The following is a 16,550-nucleotide window of genomic DNA, read 5'->3' as shown; positions in this document are numbered from 1 at the left end:
TTGGTGGAGTTTTTATTTGTTTTATTGCATGTGGCATTAATCTGGATACTCGCTGTTGCGACGCCCGGAGCCAATGTGCTGCTAACCATCAATACTGCGCTGAACTATGACCGCAAGGTAGCTTTCTTTTCTGCTTTGGGTGTCAGTTTTGCTACCTTACTCTGGGCATTTATAGGTGGTTCTGGACTGGTGATTCTGTTTTCTCATTTTCCTCAGCTATTTGATTTGGTGAAAGTGATTGGCGGTAGCTACTTATGTTATCTGGGAATTCGCCAGGTCTACCTGACCCGAAAACTCAATAGGTTGGGGGAGTTAGCAGCAAGCAACCTCAGCGTAACACCGTCAAAAAAGAAGGTGTTTCTCAGTGCCTTTATCACCAGTATTTTAAACCCGAAAACAGGCTTTTTTGTTGTCAGCCTGTTTGGTGTCTCTATGCCGGAAAACATAACTGTTCTCATGATGCTGGCCATTATGCTGACCATGGCTTCTATCACTTTGTGCTGGCACTGGTTCCTTGCAGTAACCTTTTCCCATAATAAAGCAAAATGCATTTATGCCCGGGTCTCTGGGGTTATGGACTATATCACCGGCGGCCTGTTTACCCTATTTGGGGTGAAAGTGATGGTTTCGTAGGGGGAGAGTCCTGTTAAACTCTGGTATCTGTTCACATGCGAAGAAGCGTGGGGACAAGAGCAAAGCAAGGTGCATTTGCTGACGAGCTAGTACTAACGAGAAAGGAAAGTTTAGATATATGGAAATTAAAGTAGACGATCTATCAGGTGGTGAGGTTATTAAGCTGCTCGAAGAGCACTTGGCAGATATGTATGCCACGTCACCATCAGAAAGTGTCCATGCATTGGATGTGGAAGCTCTGAAATCACCGGAGATAACCTTCTTTAGTGGTTGGCTTAATAATGAACTGCAAGGTTGTCTTGCGATTAAAGAGCTAAGCTCTGAGCATATTGAACTTAAGTCTATGCGAACATCTGGTTTGTCGCGTAAAGCCGGTGTTGCTAGCAAGCTTCTGACTTATGCGCTTAATACTGCCATTGACCAAGGCTATAGGAAGGTCAGTTTAGAAACGGGTACTCAAGACTATTTCCGGCCTGCGCGTAATCTCTACCAGAAATTTGGCTTTACCTATTGCGGACCTTTCTCTGATTATAAGGAAGATCCCCATAGTTACTTTATGACACGGCTATTGACTGAGAAACTCATATCGCAATAATTTGAAGGCTCTCTATATGCACTTAAATTAGTATTCTTTTGAAAGAGTGAGGTTGCATGCTTCCTTAGCAATAAAGTCGCCAAGTGCATCTTCAATGGATAACTTAATGGCTTTAGCGTTGCCAAGTAAATCCCGGCCACCGGCAGAGATTCGTTCTTTACGAAAAGCAGTGGGTGTCATATTGTAGAATTTATGAAATGCGCTAATTAACTGTTTATGCTCGCTATATCCGCAATCCGGATTGATAGGCAATATCAGTGATGGCCTGGGTGGTATCGTAAAGTAGTGTGACACTCTTACTGACCCGGACAAACGTCAGGTACTCTTTAAAGTTAAAGCCACAGACGTTTTTAAACAAACGAGAAAAATAGTGGTAACTCAGCCCGGCTTTATCTGATAAATCACGCAAGGAAAGGGGCTCCATATAGTGAAGATCAATATAACTTAAGCACTCCTTAATTATCTGCTCATCCTTGGCACTCTCTGTTAAGCCCTTTTTGTCTATAGGTTTACTTGCCTGTTCTATCTGGCTGAACAGTTTATAAATTAACGACATTCTATAAAAAGAAACAAAATCTCCCGTTGCTTCATGCTCTAGCGCAAGGGTTAACATAGCATGCCAGACGTGTTTGTCTTCTGATCGGTGAGCTGACAAGGATGCAACGCAGTAGTCAAGGTGAACTTTACTATGCAGGTGGTGGTGAAGGGCTGGAGAAAACTGCACTGTAATTAGCTGGCTATTAGGTTGTTCTGCCTGCAAAGAGTGAATTTCATTGGGGCTGATATATACCATGCCGCCTTTTTTTATCACTACTGTCTGGCCATTTACCATACAACTAAATGCGCCTTTAACAACGCAGATTAATTCAGATGCGGTATGCCAGTGTAGTTCACAATGGCGCACTTCTGCTGCAAAAAGATTAATAGGTTCCCTTTCAAAATTAACCACCTCAAACCCCTGATTCGGACCAGATTGGTTTAACTTTCGTGTTTGATGGCAAAAAGCAAAAGGGAACATATCACTACCTTTTATTATCTATAAAATAAGTAACTGTTGATCGAAAAGATAAACGCTATTAAGTACTTTCAAGAATCTTATTTATCTCTTCTTTTGATGTTTTTATATTTAGCTCCTCAATCAGATACATATCTAATCCAAAGAACATAAAAGAGGCTACCTGTTTGAGTTCTTCATAAACTTTACCTTGTAGCATACCTGTTTGAGAGCTAATAAACTTAAGCATTGCTGCCAATGCAGCAGGGTTTTCAATAAGATCACTGAGAGTAGAGTCGGCATTGAGCGTTTCGTAATAAGGTTCTGGCTCAACCGCAATGTCGACGCTCCCCTGATGATGACGAGAAGACTTGGCGACAATTAATGAATGTTTGCCCGGGGTCGCTTTCCAGGATTTCGCTTTGGGGTGATAGAAACAGAAGTCATCCCACTCAAGGGTTATAGAGACGTTTTTTGTCTCTGCCGGCTTCAGGTGAATCTTTGAGAAGCCTTTCAAAGCCTGCTTTTCTCGTAGGTAAACGCCAGCCGGAGCGGCAAGATATAGTTGAACGATTTCTTTACCGGCGTACTTTCCTACATTGGTTACATCCACCGTGACAGTAACTGATTCACCCTGTCCCAGTTTTAAGGTTGATACCTGAATATTTGAATAGGTAAACTCGGTATAGCTCATACCAAATCCAAAAGGGAAGAGAGGTTCGATATTTCGTTTATCATAGTAACGGTAGCCGACAAAAATACCTTCACCGTAAGTATGACTAAGACCATCTCCGGGGTAGTTTAAATAAGCTGGAGTTTCTTCCAAGGTGTGAGGCATGGTAACGGTGAGTTTTCCGCACGGGTTTGCATGGCCGAATAGAATCTGAGCTACAGCACCCCCCATACCTTGCCCTGCAAAAAAGGTTTCCAGAATCGAGCAAGCATGATTGATCCAAGGCATAGTAACGGCATCACTGTTTGCTAATACAACAACTATATTTGGCTGAACCTGAGAAACTGACTCAATTAAAGTTTGATGTGACGGGATGATATCCAGATTTTCTCTATCGCCATTTTCTCCATCTTCGCCGACAATTGTGTTAACAAAGATAATGGCAACATCGGAGCTCTGAGCTATTTGTTGCGCGTAAGATAAAGCCTGCTGCTCGGTTTCATCGTTGGCAGTGCCTTTTGCATACTTAATATCAAAGTGCTCTCCGGCAAGCTCAATAATTTCATCTAACGGGCAATCTCTGAAGTAAGGTCTGGTGGTTGCACATCCTGAACCCTGAAAGACGGGTAGTTGTGCTGACTCGCCCAGAACGGCTATACGTTTATGTTTAGCTGACAGCAACGGTAATAGATTGTTGTCATTTTTCAACAGCACTATTGACTCTGAAGCTATCTGCTGGGCTAATTTATGATTGCGGGAGTAATCGGTAGTAAACTTCGCCTCACGGCCTGATTTTGCCTTATCAATAAAAGAGAGAACACGATGGCAGGCTGTATCTAGGTCGTGCTCTGTTATCTGGCCGTCTTCAAATGCTGCTAACAAAGTGGTTTTGTGTTTTTGAGTTTCCGGCATGGATAGGTCGTTACCCGCAAGTAGAGCAGCGGGGCAATCTTTGACTCCAAACCAGTCTGAGATCACCATTCCCTGATAGCCCCATTCTTCCCGCAGTACAGAGTTAAGAAGCCACTTATTGTGAGAAGTTTGCACACCATTCAAGCGGTTGTATGACGACATAACTGACCAAGGGTCAGATTTATCTATCGTGCGCTTGAATCCGGCCAGATAGATCTCCCTAAGTGCTCTTTCATCAACTAAGGAGTCCATCGTTGTTCTTTTATACTCAGAGTTATTGCAGGCAAAGTGTTTAAGACAGGCGGCAACGCCGCGCTTTTGCATACCGTTGATAAGCCCGGCGGCAAGCTCTCCGCTTAGTACAGGATCTTCCGAGTAATACTCGTAACCCCTGCCTGCTAGCGGGGTACGTCTGATATTGATTCCGGGTCCAAGTAACACATCAACGCCTACTGTTTTGCACTCTTCGGCAAGAGCGTTCCCCATTTGTTTTATTAGATCGACATCCCAGGAACAGGCAACAGAACAACCGTTAGGAAAGCAGGTGGCCGGAAGTGACATACCAAACGGGAAGGCGTCGTTAGCATCTTGATTTACAACATCAATAAAATCATCAATGCTGCCTGAATTTTCATCTATTCCGTTAGTGCTGTAACGAACGCCATAAGTACCATCAGTCAAAATTAGGCTATCAATGTTGTGTTTATCGATTTTTGCTGTCTGCCAAAGTCCGTTGCCCGTTAGAAGGGTTATTTTTTCCTTAATATCCATAGCTTCAAGCAAGTCTGAATATGTTTTGCTCATGTAATACTACTCCAATGTTTGGATTTATTTTGCATAAATAGTAATTTATAACCTTGTGCTGAAAGTATGTAGCTAATACGACGTTTAAATATTTTATTTATTCTATTATATACCGTGGTTAGTCGATTTCTTGTGTATATTTGCTTTATCGGTTACTAGTTTTTGCTTTAAATTACTATAGAGTATAAGTTTGAAAATTATTTTTCCTTTTGGTACTCATGTTCTAATTTCATTTGTTAATAAATGAATACGCTTCATTTTGTTGTGATAAAGAGCTCACAATTAAAGTCAATTAACGCAATGGCAAAAAATACCAAGAAGTAAAGCAAAGAAAGCAAAGCATAAATTCAACTCTCTCTAATAACATAGATTTGAACGATAGCAATTTAAATAAGTTGCTATACATGTGATTAATTAACTCTCATTCAAAATATTTATGTTTCATAGCAAATGATATTTGTCGTTGATGACTGAGAGCAACAGGGTTGAACAAAATGAATAAATTAAAGATCGTAGCTTCTATATTATGTGCATTAATTTCCCCTTACACACTGGCCGGATACACAGATACTCCTGACTGGCAGGGCAGCCGGTACTTAGATATTAATGATGATGTTACGCTTATTTTTGGTATGCGTGCTAATCTTGCTTATACAACCGATGAGCAAATTAACCAAGATGAATTCTATGATAATGGCTCCCGCCTGCAAGGTGGGGTTGATTACAAAGTAAGTGAAGACATTACCCTTCGTAGCTACGTTGAAGTTGGTATGGATGTAATGTCTCAGATGCGCGACTTTGGGGATGATGAAGCTCCGGGACTTTCCAGAAATCATGCTTATGCCGAAGTAAAATCAGATTGGGGTAACCTTTCCATAGGCCACCAATATTATAGTCAGTACAATCTTGTAACTTATAACACTGACTGGTTTCAGGTTATATCCGGTAATGCTTCCAGTTATGCACCGAACCTCGCGCCAAGTGGTATGGTGGATAGTATCAAATATATTAAGTCGTTTGATAATCTTAACATTGGTCTCGATTATGCCATGCAGGACAAAAAAGGCTTTGGTGTCAGTATGCAGTATATGTTTAGTGGAAGGGAGAATATCGGCTTAGCTTATACAAGTGTCAATAAAGAACGTGATGACGGCTCAGAGTATGATGCATCTCAGCTAACAATGGCCGGAACCATTGAAGTTGGCTCTGTTCATGTAATGGGATTGATGAATATGGTCGAAAATTATATTGATGGGGTTGATACCTATGGTGCTGAATTTGTTATGCATCGGTTTTTATATAATGGACTTGATATTTATGGCGGGCTTAATTTAGTCGCAGATCAAGAAGACACCAGCAATAATGACACGACTTGGTTATTGGGAACAGCATGGTATATGAATTCATGGTTAACGTTGTATGTTGATGGAAAATATTCGTCTAATCAGTCATTAGGGGTGTCTTGGACAAACTATCCGGATATATGGGAATCTGGTAAACGCTCTGAAACATCGTTAACACTTGGTGCTGTTGTTTACTATTAATAGTAACCTGAAAGAGCATTTTTTAAATATAACTATGGTTAACAATAATTAAAGAAGAGCTTATGCTCTTAAATAAGGATTTCTATGTCTTATTTAAACTCGGATAGTTATGTAAAAATTGGATTAAAAGAGAAGTTAGGTTACGGGTTTGGTGATTTTGGTTCCAACCTTTCCTTTAATTTTATTTCTCTATTCCTGCTTTATTACTATACGGATATTTATGGTCTCTCAGCAACAGAGGCCAGTATGATTTTTGTCGTTGCTCGTGTTATAGACGCAGTTTATAATCTTTTAATTGGATATGTCATTGACCGAACAAATACTAAATATGGTAAGTTAAGGCCTTATCTATTATACGGTGCTATTCCGATGGGTATACTATCGGCTATTTGTTTCATTGGTATTGATAGCGAATATAAAGCAATGTATGCGCTGGTAGTCTATACCATTTATAGCTTGGCATATACGACGATAAATACACCTTATTCAGCAATGAATAATACCATAACCCAGCATGAAGGCTCACGGGCATCACTTTCAGTTTATCGTATGGCGATGGCTATGCTTGCTTATACTTTTGTCGCGTCTGTTGCTGAACCTTTAATTAGTACCTTTTCTGATCCTAGCCAAGGGTACACCTATACTGCATTAATTTTTTCTGCTGTTTCAGCTTTATTCATCTTAGTTTGTTTCTTTATGACTAAAGAGCGTGTTGTTGCGACACCCAATGAGCTAGAAGAGAAAAGTATTAAAGAATCTATCGCTATTCTTAAAGAAAATACGCCACTCCATGTTTTATCAGCTTATACCGTATTTGTGTATGTGTTCTTCTCTATTGATATGGCCATCACGTATTACTATTTCAGTTATGTGTTAGGTGATGTCAATTTGATGGGATCAGTCTTAACGATAGGTGCTGGAGCTAGTGCCGTAGGCACTGTTATATCTGGTAAGCTAACCGAATTGCTGGGTAAAAAGACGCTTTGTTTATACAGCTTGTTCGGTTTAGCGATATCAACCGGTATCCGATACTATGTTCCGGCCGATGATATTACCTTGCAAACGATCTGTATCGCAGGCAGTAGTTTCTTTATGGGTATAAACTTTGTTGTTATGTGGGCGATGGTGCCAGATACCGTCGAATACTCTGAGTTAAAGAGCAAGGTTCGAGCTGAAGGTGTGGTTTATGGCTACTTCAACTTTGTTACAAAGATCGCAATGGCTATCGGTGGTGGTATCGCCGGCGTATCTTTAGACTTGTTTGGTTATGATGCAAATGCTGTCACACAAGAAGCTATTAATGGTATCAGTATGATGGTTACTATCGTGCCGGCAATATTGAGTGTTCTGGCTGCCGTTTGTATTTACTTCTATAAAATTGATGAAAAGTATTACCGTGAAATTATCCAAGCGATTGAAATAAAAAAGCGTACTGCTAACTAGTTTTTATGCCTATTGTTATTCCTGAACCGACACAGATCTGTTCAGAATCAGGTATTGTAGGCGAAAAAGTACACATATGTTTTATTCGCGTTGTCCCTGATCTGGTCTGGAAACTTGTCGCTTCCATGTGTTTTCACGCTGGAGCATGGGAACAAGCTGTTCTTTGCAAGATAGCAGATAGCAAAAAGCCCGCTAAAGATAGCGGGCTTTTCTAAAGTGGCGGAGAGATAGGGATTTGAACCAAAAGTCTTCCGCGAAAAATGAGTTTTTACCGTTTATTATCAATAACCTAGCAAGGGAAAACTAAGCTTTGGTTATCAATTCAGTATGTCAATTGACATTACGCTTTTTTCGATAATAGTTCAAGTTAAAATGTAGGAAGCTAAATGTTCAATTAATTGAACGAAGAACAATAGAAGTCATGCCTTCAGGTGAGCTATCGCATAGCTTTACCTGATGAAAACCAAAGTTTTGTACAACACGAACAAAGTTGTCAGTATCTATCTCAAATAAGTTGGCTTGCACAGGTTTTATTTGACGTTTCTCATCCGAGAAGCATGATTCGAGTTTTTCTTGAGAAACATATAAAGTATTGAATTGATGCTCAACTACCCCTTCGGTTAAATCTGCATTTATCCCGTGCTCTTCCCTAAGGTGTTCAAGCAGATAATGTAACTTGTGCATATCAGTCAGCTTTTTTCTATAGTGTTGAGAGAGTTTTCGCAGTTCACAAAGACGCTCTTCAAGTAATCCTCCTTTTTCTCTTCCCACCAACAACATTGACTTTAATTCTTTCTTGATGAGTTTGTATTTGGGTTGTTTCACTTTGGGCTTAAACCATTTCACCAAAATCTGATTGCGGGTTTCTCTAGGAACTTGCTTTGTTGAGCTTGCTACTGAAATCCAAAGGTGTAACAGTGCGTTATCTACCGTGGTTGATAACAATCGCTCATACTTGTAATTCGACATCGTTTTCATTTAATAACCAAATACAAAAATGCAATTATCAAAGAGTACCTGACAACTGCATTTCATATTTATTGATACGCTTATACCTTAAAGAAGCTCAACTCACTCTTTTGAGTTTCAGCCAACTTAGCTAGTTCGGATGAAGCTTGAAGTGTCTCATCAATACCAGAAACATTTTGTTGAACAAGGTCGAATGCCAGAGTCGTGTTTTTCGAGATATCTTCCGTCACGTTGAACTGCTCCTGTGCGGCAGTTGCAACTAGTGTGTTTATTTCAGATATCGATTCAACAGAAGTGGAGATATCTTCAAAAGAAGCTTTTACATTGTCGGCAAGTTGTACAGATTGTTCGATGAGTTCAACGTTCTGAACCATATTACTTTGTGCTCTCTCAGATTGTTTTTGAAGTTTTTCGATGATGTCTTGAATACTCACCGTTGATTCTTGTGTCTTGGAAGCCAAGCTTCGCACTTCATCGGCCACCACCGCAAACCCTCGACCATGCTCACCAGCCCTTGCTGCTTCTATGGCCGCATTTAAAGCCAATAAGTTCGTTTGTTCTGAGATTGAGTTTATGACCTCAGTAACGGAACCAATTTCAATGGCAAATTGTCGTAGTTCGTCAACGATTCCTGCACTTTCATTTACAGAGGCATCAATAGAGCCCGTTAACGCAATGTTTTCTTCTAATGTTTGTTTACCTGAGTCTACATTTTCTTTGGCTTTCCGTGCTTGCTCCTCTGCCGAAACTGCCTGTTGACTAACTTCTTGCGAGGTGGAGGATAGTTCATTTATGGCAGTAGAAATTTGTTCAACCTGAGACAGTTCTTCTTGTGCATTGGATTTTGTATCATTCATGATGACGTTGAGCTGCTCTGAAGCAGACGATACACTTTCGGAAATACCATGCGTGTTTTTGATGAGCTCTGAAAGCTGGTTGGTCAGCTTGATAAGTGACAAGTAAATGCCAGTTTCTTTACCTGTGTGTTTGAGGTTTTGGGTGAAATCACCATTCGCCATTTTTTCCATCAAACCAGCAATGTCGTTTGGTGTACCACCAACAGGTTTTAGTACCAGTTTATCAACCGTTATCAAGAGTACAGTCAATGCAACCAACAAACTCACAACACCTATAATCGCTGAGGTTATCAGTTGGGCGTCTGCATTTTTCTCAATTTCAGAATCATTAATAAAGCTAACAAATTTCCAACCAGTAATATCTAGTTGAGTCCAAAACGCAGTGAAAGCAGTTTCGTCACCATTTACTACCGCACTATAGCTTAATTCTGGATTGTTAACGCTGAAGCTGTTGTAAAGAGGTCGCTCTTGATAAATGTTCTTTCCGCGCATCTCTCGATATGGAGCCACTAAAATGGTTCCGTCTTCAGTATACAAAAAGATATCATTACGTTCGGCTACTGATTCAAGTAGTGAATCCAGATATACCGTAGTTATTACGGCTACATTACTGTCTAGTTTATAGGCCATCGTAACAACTTCTCTGTTAGTTGCTGCGGACATAAATGGAGCGGAAAAGTAAAATGTCTTACCTTCGTTAAAAAGAGCTTTATAGTATGTACGACCTAAGTCTTTAACATTGAAGCTTTGTTTTTTACCTGTCTTGTCAAAGATATTACCCTGTATATCAATAAGATAGGCGCCGTCAATAAACTTTGACTGAGTTCGGTAGAGCATCTCTAGCTGGGTAACCACTTTGTCAGAAAGTCCGTTAGCTGTTATGTCAGCTTTGGTGGCTTTAACCCCTGATAAAACGCTTTTATAGCCACTTACTTTTTGGGATAAGTTCTCCTCGACTGTAGCATTTTTCTCCCTAAGCACCTGTTTACTTAGCTCGATACTTTCCGTTTTGAAAGAAAGGAAACTTATTGTGATGAGGGTCGCAACTATAATCGCTATAATTACTCCGATTGTTCCTGATATTTTTATATTAAATTCATTCATTTCTGCACCCGTACAACCCAAAGTTTAAGTTCAATATAATTAATTTACATCAGAATTAACTTAATTACTAAATTATAAATATAGTTTTATACATAACGAAAACGCAATTTTCATCAATACAATCGGTTGGCATATACTTTTCTGTAACAATTGAATATGAGTTGCAGATGAGAATGGTTCTTAAAAGAAAAAGTTATACAGATGAAAGGTAATTAATGATAACTATGACAATATAACCAATTAGTAAAAATAATCATTTAAAATACACATGTCGATATAGTTTGTAATGTAATGATATTGCATATAAATAACAGCACCCACACAAATAACAAGTCAAGCACACCCAATAACAACCTGATAACGCGCTTGTGCTTTGTTTTCTTACAAACCCTTACATAACGATTAAAAGTTGTAGATATCAATAAGAGTTATTTCTACTACGAATCCAAGGACTTAAGAGGTATACATTCAATAAAAATTTATTAAAATTAAGCGCTCTCGTTTAAGGTGGCTGTAACTTCGTGTTCTGCGATACTGCCTTCCAGTTGAAGTATTTGCTCATTTAATAGAGCATTTTTATTTTCGGTGCTTTTTAAGTCTTTCTCCAACAAACGGTTATTGGCAGTTAGCTCGCGATTTTCTTCCTTAAGTACAATGACTTGGCTCTCTGACTGGATCAATAACTCTTGTGTTGATTTTAATCGCGTAGATGCTTCAATGAGTTGCGCTTTGGTCTTCTCAAGGTTTTCAGATAAACCAGATAGTTGAGATTGAAGGTTTCTGGCCTCTTCGGTGGAGCATTCCAGTTTTACTTGAGTAGCGGTGTGCTCCTTATCTATTTCCGAGATGGTTTGCCTTTGTCTATCCAGCAATGATTGCTGTTGTTCCGCTTTTTCAGTAGCTTTGTTGAAAGACTCCGTTAACTGGCCGATGGTTAGTGCCAGCTCGGATTTTTCGGCTTTTGAGTCACTAAGTCTGACTTCTAGATTCTCTATATGCTCTTCAAGTAACTCATTTTGCTCAACTTGTTTCCGTAGTCGCGCTTCCATATCAAGGCATCCTTGCTCCGCTATTGCCTTGGCTTTTTCCATTGCCTCAGACTGGATATCTAGCTCCCTGATACGTACATCCATCAAGGTTTCATAATGAACATGCGCCTTGTCGTTTAGGCCAACAGTCATATCGCGGAGCATCTTTCCTAACTCCTTCTCTTTCAATACCAGCAGCTCTTGAAGTTCAGCAGGTAGCTCAAATGTCGAGGCCGCAGGTTTATGGTCTGAGTTGGCATTTTCTGTTGGTTGCTTTGGTCTATCGGAAATCTTGCCGTCTTTAATAAGACGGTCAAGGTCAGCTTGTATCGCTGCGATTTTCCCACGTCCAAGGGCTTCTTTAATGAGCCAGGCTGTGGGCTTTCTACCTTTAGTAGAAAGTTGATTGGCAATATCTATAATGTCTTCATCTGTATAAGATTTTGGCCTAGCCATGTCGTTTACCTTTGTTTTAATTATTATGAAGGTTAGTTAGTAAAGTAAGTAAGCCTGTTAACTAACTTACTTATTTTTGGGGGTATCCATGCTCTGGTTCGCTAACTGGTTATCGGACTCTTGTAGCAGAGCAATCTCACCTGTCATTTTCTCTGCCAGCTCAGGTGGCAGGTCTAACGTGGAGTTCAGGGCAAAGGTCAGGTATTCACTTTGCTTTTTCAAAACACCTTTGTCTCTGGCATTGATAGAAAGCAGTACTTTCTTAAAGATATCAACCAGTTTTGGCACCAATTCCCGCGTTAAGTGATGGGTGAGCGTGGTTAGTCGTGAAGATTCCGCTTTCAGGTCTGACACTTCAATTTTCACCGAGTCTCGTTCGACCTGTAGTTCACTCAGTTTCGCTTGTGCCTGAGTTGTATCATCTGTTAGCTGAGTGAGTTGTTTCTCGATTTTTACTTGCTCACATAACAAGCTAGCGTGCTTCTTCTCGGTCAGCTCAATCTTGTCTTGAATCAGTTCTAACTGATGTGTGTGATAGTTATAGCTGCGCTCAGATTTCGGAAGGGTAGCTTCTCGGTTCATTTCCTTTCGTCTTTCTGACTGTCGTTCTGTCTCAGGTGCAAACACAATATTGAGTCCCTTGGCATGGAACAGATGTTCGTTCGCAAAATCCCTCACCATTTTCTGAAAGAACCGCCCGAAATCTTGAGACTCTTCACGACTGAGTTTGCTTTTTTGAGGAAAGAAACCTTCAACGGAATACACTTTCCTGATGTACTCATTGACTACTTGTATCTGTCGTTTATGTAAGTCGTACTCACCAGTTTCGCTGTTACGACCAGATAGGAAATAGTGCGGGTGACAACCTGTATCTTGCTCCACGCTGCGCTCATCATCGTGACCTATAATCGCTTCAATCGGGTACTGCGGAAAATAATGAGTCAGAAATTTGCATGTAAGTTTAATATACTCTTTCAGACTTACGGTATCTGAGCCCACCTGCCACTGATGCGGTACTTTGAAGATGCCTTCCTGCAAATAAACAGCATTCGTAGGAGCACGCCTCTGAATCTGATTATGGGCATTCAAATAGGTTTCAAGCATTTTAATGCGCTGCCTTTTACGCTGCATATTGAGTTTTTCAAATTTCGCTATCTTGGAATACGAGACGTGCTCATCGGTATCAAGTACAGTCTGAAGGAATTCCGCTGCCTCGCGATTTCCTTTTTTAGTTTCACTGGCAATCGCCGTTTTCATTTTATTCTTGTATTGCCGATGTTGAGTCTGAAGCCTCTTTTGATTTTTGATACGTGGAACTGGCGCGATATGATGCAGCAGCTCTGTACGCGCCTCTTCCGACCACGTATCTAATTGAGATAACCTGCCGTTACACCAAATAAGATTTCTGTCAGATAACTTCTCATTCCACTCTAACTTTTTAGTCGACTTAGCCTTCGCCTGTGAATCTGGCAAAATGGCGGTTATCCTGAGCGAATGCTTGAGTGATGCCTCGCATCTCAAGCGACCATCTAACTGAGATGTATAGTTGCCTCTGCGATGAAAATAATGGATATCCCGACTCATTCTGGCCTCCCCAGAGGCCAGGTATTTAGAGAGTCAAGAGAAGCTTCTCTTGACCGCAGCTCACGTGCATCTTTTTGGAACAAAAAGTGTGACGGGAGCGTAGCGGGTTGCCAAAGCGTCCCACATTTCAGGGAAACGCTTTTGACAAGGTTGGTGCCAAATCTGGCAACGGTATTGCCACCCACGGCACCGAAGTTGCCATGGGTGGTAGCGGTATGAAAGAAACTCATGACTGACCGCCAATGACACCCTCTACCAACGCTTTAAGTTTCGGTTGATTCTGTAGAGCATTTGCCAGTGCAATGGAATCCTGCGAGACATGAGATGGAAGCCTATCTACCACGATGGAACTTTGCCCAAAAGCATCAGCAAGGTGAGCGACAGAGACATTGGAATAGTCGGGCGCATCGGACTTCATCCAGCGTCCATAATGCTTGTCAATCATCTCAGTGCTGTTGTGCCCCATCTGTTGGGCTAGCCACTCTTTACTGATACCCGCCGTCAAGCATTGACTGGCATAAGTATGGCGAAGCTGTCCTGGGCCTCGATGCTCTACTTCTGCTTTTTCAAGAAAGGGAGTGAAAAAGGTTTTACCAAACTGTTTTGCATGCAGGAATGGTTGATTCGTTTTACTGTTGTAAAACACAAAACGGATTTTTTTCTTAACCCAGCTTTTATTATCTTCTTGGAGCACAGACACAGTACGTGCACGCTTTTTATCCGTTAACGCCTTTTGCTCTTTGAGTAAGCTTATCGCTAAATCATTAAGCTCAACTTCGCGCTCTGAGCCCTCGGTTTTCGTAGTTTTGTAACAATTGAGTACCTTAGCGTGACGGACATGTAGCACTTTTCGCAGCCAGTCAACATCATCCCATCCCAGTGCCAGTAGTTCACTAATCCGAAGTCCTGTCAGAATATTTAGTAAGGCTGCATTTTTGCCACTCATGCATTCGGCAGGGGTTTCAAACAAGCGTTGTATTTCGGATTTACGGAAAGGATTTGGCTCTTTACGACTGACGGTCAGGCTCTCAATGCCATCCATCGGATTACGCTGTAGTAAGCCGTCACGCTCTGCAAGTTCAAAAACCGCCCGAATGATGGTCAAAAACTCATTGATGGTTTTATTGCTGTATTTTTTGTGCCACCGATTAATCTGGTCACGAATATCGCTGTGCTTAATATCTTCAACGAATCGCCCTTTAAAAACCTTTTTAAGATTTTTGGCTTTGCTACGATCAGAGCACAGTGTTGATGGTGCCACGGTATGAACGCGGCTAAGGATGTAACTATCTATAATGTCATTAATTAATTTCTTATTGCTGTTTTCCAATTTTTATCTCTTAGGCAGCTTTGCTTGCTGCTCTCATTTTGAAAGCAGATTAACGACCACCTAAAACAAAGTCAAAACCGAAAACATTAATAATATTAGCTAGTTATTATAATGAAATGCACTTATCGAATTTAATCAAACAGTTAAAAATTTGAAAAAATCCAACGTTTTACTCACTTCCTTCAAATAGCGGTGCGTAGCTAACTTGATTAACCACTAACGCTAATTTTTCTAAAGATAGCCGCTTACCATAACGGCCATACGTCATGCTGTTGTTCCCGTGCCCCACGATTTGAGCCGTGACATGCTCTGGAACATCTTGCTGTTTAAGCTCATCGATGAAGGTATGCCGAAAGCCATAAGCAGTCGGTCGCTGTTTCGGTTTCATTCCAATAGCTGTCTGGAATTTCCCCATTTGTGAACAAAAGGATTTTGACCAATCGTCAAACTGATTTGCAGGGATATAACTAAAAAGCTGGGTATTTCCTTTTGCTTTCACCATTTTTACGTAGCCAAGAAAGCCCATTTCAATCAGATGGTTATGAATGGGCACTTTACGAATGCTATTGAGATTCTTCACTGTTTTTCCATCTGCACTATCGTTAATAGAAAAGTAGTGAATCCCATCTTCCCTCCTGATATCTGTAACCCTTAACTGACATACTTCAGAGGGGCGCATGCCAGATAGAGGTTGTATTCTAGAAATCCATTTAAACTCTTCGTCTTTTTCGGAAAACTGATGGCAGTTAAAAAACTTTGCCAACTCTGTCAGTGACCAGCGGTCTCGTTGCTCATCCTGTCGTTTTGTACCTTTGTTCTGGACTTTTACATCTTCAAAAGGGTTAAGCACAGTATGATTCATGAGTTTGCAGTACTTAAAAAACTGAAGGCAAGCCGCCAGATACTCTTTGTTCGTTTTGTAGCTTCTGCCTTGTTTCAATAACTCATCACGATACAGAAGTGCATGCGCTGTGGTGACATCAGCAACTCTTTCTGTATCAACAAATTGAACAAAATGACGGATACGTGACTCTAACTGATAAATGGTCAGAGGTTTAATCGATTGAAGCTCTTTAGATTTCACAAAAGATGCCTTGGCATCTTTTAAAGAAACGATGGATGATGTGCTGCGCATGTTCGCATCAGGTGAAGGCTCAGTACTTGTATGACGTACAGGTATCGCTATTGCGTGACCTTCGTTATGCTCATCAGTGAAGGCGCTTCTTAGCTCGTTAATAAGCGCATCTGCTGCTACCTTAAAGTCATGTGATTTTGTTTGTAGCGTAATGCCATCTATCAACCGTTTAAGCTCAATAGCCACTGTTAAGTTGCGCATCGATGCCAGTCGGCGATTTTTAGTGAGAAGGGAAATTTTGAGATCATATGGAAAGCCGCGATCACGAGCAGATTTTGGTAGGCAAATACGGGTGTAGTAGTTGTGCGAAGCGGTTTTAAATAGGTACATTGTCTCAGTCAATCCTATAATTGACTTAGTCATTCCCCAGATATGAAAAAAGCCGTTGATAATCAACGGCTTTTTTCATTTTTTGAAGTGGCGGAGAGATAGGGATTTGAACACCAGAAATCCCCTTCTAGCCCCTAGCTTTTGCAATCTATTAAACTC

General features: G+C 40.7%; 14 protein-coding genes. 5 read left to right on the top strand and 9 right to left on the bottom strand.

The genetic code is table 11. The features are described from left to right. The first annotated feature begins 3 nt into the window (after nucleotides 1-3). Together PK654_RS10620 and PK654_RS10615 are read left to right on the top strand one after the other, a co-directional pair. Nucleotides 4-633 (top strand): LysE family translocator, encoded by a 630-nt coding sequence (locus tag PK654_RS10620; protein ID WP_271698857.1) that lies wholly within the window; start codon nucleotides 4-6, stop codon nucleotides 631-633. Between the two features lie 118 nt (nucleotides 634-751). Continuing rightward, the gene (locus tag PK654_RS10615; RefSeq protein ID WP_271695766.1) at nucleotides 752-1,228 is read left to right on the top strand and encodes a GNAT family N-acetyltransferase; all 477 of its coding nucleotides are present in this window, start codon (nucleotides 752-754) and stop codon (nucleotides 1,226-1,228) included. Between the two features lie 27 nt (nucleotides 1,229-1,255). On the opposite strand, the gene PK654_RS10610 is transcribed toward PK654_RS10615, so the two are convergent. The 3 genes from PK654_RS10610 to PK654_RS10600 are packed head-to-tail and all read right to left on the bottom strand — an operon-like array spanning nucleotide 1,256 to nucleotide 4,611. After that, nucleotides 1,256-1,408 (bottom strand): hypothetical protein, encoded by a 153-nt coding sequence (locus PK654_RS10610; protein WP_271695765.1) that lies wholly within the window; start codon nucleotides 1,406-1,408, stop codon nucleotides 1,256-1,258. A 43-nt stretch (nucleotides 1,409-1,451) separates the two neighbouring features. Next, nucleotides 1,452-2,246, bottom strand: coding sequence for a helix-turn-helix domain-containing protein (locus PK654_RS10605; protein WP_271695764.1), 795 nt, complete (start codon nucleotides 2,244-2,246; stop codon nucleotides 1,452-1,454). A 58-nt stretch (nucleotides 2,247-2,304) separates the two neighbouring features. Then, nucleotides 2,305-4,611, bottom strand: coding sequence for a beta-glucosidase (locus PK654_RS10600; protein ID WP_271695763.1), 2,307 nt, complete (start codon nucleotides 4,609-4,611; stop codon nucleotides 2,305-2,307). Between the two features lie 494 nt (nucleotides 4,612-5,105). Between PK654_RS10600 and PK654_RS10595 the strand changes: the two genes are divergently transcribed. Both PK654_RS10595 and PK654_RS10590 read left to right on the top strand, forming a co-directional pair. Next, nucleotides 5,106-6,155: a porin gene (locus PK654_RS10595; protein WP_271695762.1), complete on the top strand. Its 1,050-nt coding sequence runs from the start codon at nucleotides 5,106-5,108 to the stop codon at nucleotides 6,153-6,155. 84 nt (nucleotides 6,156-6,239) lie between these two features. Continuing rightward, nucleotides 6,240-7,598 (top strand): MFS transporter, encoded by a 1,359-nt coding sequence (locus PK654_RS10590; RefSeq protein WP_271695761.1) that lies wholly within the window; start codon nucleotides 6,240-6,242, stop codon nucleotides 7,596-7,598. A gap of 390 nt (nucleotides 7,599-7,988) precedes the next feature. Here the strand turns inward: PK654_RS10590 and PK654_RS10585 are convergent, their stop codons facing one another. The 4 genes from PK654_RS10585 to PK654_RS10570 form a co-directional block, all read right to left on the bottom strand. Continuing rightward, nucleotides 7,989-8,576: a DUF2913 family protein gene (locus PK654_RS10585; protein WP_271695760.1), complete on the bottom strand. Its 588-nt coding sequence runs from the start codon at nucleotides 8,574-8,576 to the stop codon at nucleotides 7,989-7,991. Nucleotides 8,577-8,647: 71 nt separating this feature from the next. Further along, nucleotides 8,648-10,528 carry a methyl-accepting chemotaxis protein gene (locus tag PK654_RS10580; RefSeq protein WP_271695759.1) on the bottom strand — a complete coding sequence of 627 codons (1,881 nt, stop codon included), beginning with the start codon at nucleotides 10,526-10,528 and terminating at the stop codon, nucleotides 8,648-8,650. A gap of 488 nt (nucleotides 10,529-11,016) precedes the next feature. After that, on the bottom strand, nucleotides 11,017-12,012 hold the full coding sequence (locus PK654_RS10575) for a hypothetical protein (RefSeq protein WP_271695758.1): 996 nt from the start codon (nucleotides 12,010-12,012) through the stop codon (nucleotides 11,017-11,019). Nucleotides 12,013-12,078: 66 nt separating this feature from the next. Next, nucleotides 12,079-13,596 carry a hypothetical protein gene (locus PK654_RS10570; RefSeq protein WP_271695757.1) on the bottom strand — a complete coding sequence of 506 codons (1,518 nt, stop codon included), beginning with the start codon at nucleotides 13,594-13,596 and terminating at the stop codon, nucleotides 12,079-12,081. Between the two features lie 107 nt (nucleotides 13,597-13,703). Here PK654_RS10570 and PK654_RS10565 point away from each other — a divergent pair, with 107 nt between their 5' ends. Continuing rightward, complete coding sequence (locus PK654_RS10565) at nucleotides 13,704-13,832, top strand: hypothetical protein (RefSeq protein WP_271695756.1); 129 nt, start codon at nucleotides 13,704-13,706, stop codon at nucleotides 13,830-13,832. Here PK654_RS10565 and PK654_RS10560 read toward each other — a convergent pair. Beyond that, on the bottom strand, nucleotides 13,823-14,926 hold the full coding sequence (locus PK654_RS10560; protein WP_271695755.1) for a tyrosine-type recombinase/integrase: 1,104 nt from the start codon (nucleotides 14,924-14,926) through the stop codon (nucleotides 13,823-13,825). The genes PK654_RS10565 and PK654_RS10560 overlap by 10 nt on opposite strands. 169 nt (nucleotides 14,927-15,095) lie before the next feature. Next, the gene (locus PK654_RS10555; protein ID WP_271695754.1) at nucleotides 15,096-16,457 is read right to left on the bottom strand and encodes a tyrosine-type recombinase/integrase; all 1,362 of its coding nucleotides are present in this window, start codon (nucleotides 16,455-16,457) and stop codon (nucleotides 15,096-15,098) included. Nucleotides 16,458-16,550: the final 93 nt, after the last annotated feature.

The organism is Vibrio sp. SCSIO 43137, assembly GCF_028201475.1.
In the GTDB taxonomy this organism is placed as follows: domain Bacteria; phylum Pseudomonadota; class Gammaproteobacteria; order Enterobacterales; family Vibrionaceae; genus Vibrio.
Note: the sequence above shows the minus strand (reverse complement) of the source record. Positions and strands in the feature narration are given on the sequence as shown.

What these genes read in the sequence shown, in the direction of transcription:
- PK654_RS10615 (WP_271695766.1), top strand. Translation starts at nt 752, where the DNA reads ATGGAAATTAAAGTAGACGATCTATCAGGTGGTGAGGTTATTAAGCTG.
- PK654_RS10610 (WP_271695765.1), bottom strand. Translation starts at nt 1,408, where the DNA reads ATGACACCCACTGCTTTTCGTAAAGAACGAATCTCTGCCGGTGGCCGG.
- PK654_RS10605 (WP_271695764.1), bottom strand. Translation starts at nt 2,246, where the DNA reads ATGTTCCCTTTTGCTTTTTGCCATCAAACACGAAAGTTAAACCAATCT.
- PK654_RS10600 (WP_271695763.1), bottom strand. Translation starts at nt 4,611, where the DNA reads ATGAGCAAAACATATTCAGACTTGCTTGAAGCTATGGATATTAAGGAA.
- PK654_RS10595 (WP_271695762.1), top strand. Translation starts at nt 5,106, where the DNA reads ATGAATAAATTAAAGATCGTAGCTTCTATATTATGTGCATTAATTTCC.
- PK654_RS10590 (WP_271695761.1), top strand. Translation starts at nt 6,240, where the DNA reads ATGTCTTATTTAAACTCGGATAGTTATGTAAAAATTGGATTAAAAGAG.
- PK654_RS10585 (WP_271695760.1), bottom strand. Translation starts at nt 8,576, where the DNA reads ATGAAAACGATGTCGAATTACAAGTATGAGCGATTGTTATCAACCACG.
- PK654_RS10580 (WP_271695759.1), bottom strand. Translation starts at nt 10,528, where the DNA reads ATGAATGAATTTAATATAAAAATATCAGGAACAATCGGAGTAATTATA.
- PK654_RS10575 (WP_271695758.1), bottom strand. Translation starts at nt 12,012, where the DNA reads ATGGCTAGGCCAAAATCTTATACAGATGAAGACATTATAGATATTGCC.
- PK654_RS10570 (WP_271695757.1), bottom strand. Translation starts at nt 13,596, where the DNA reads ATGAGTCGGGATATCCATTATTTTCATCGCAGAGGCAACTATACATCT.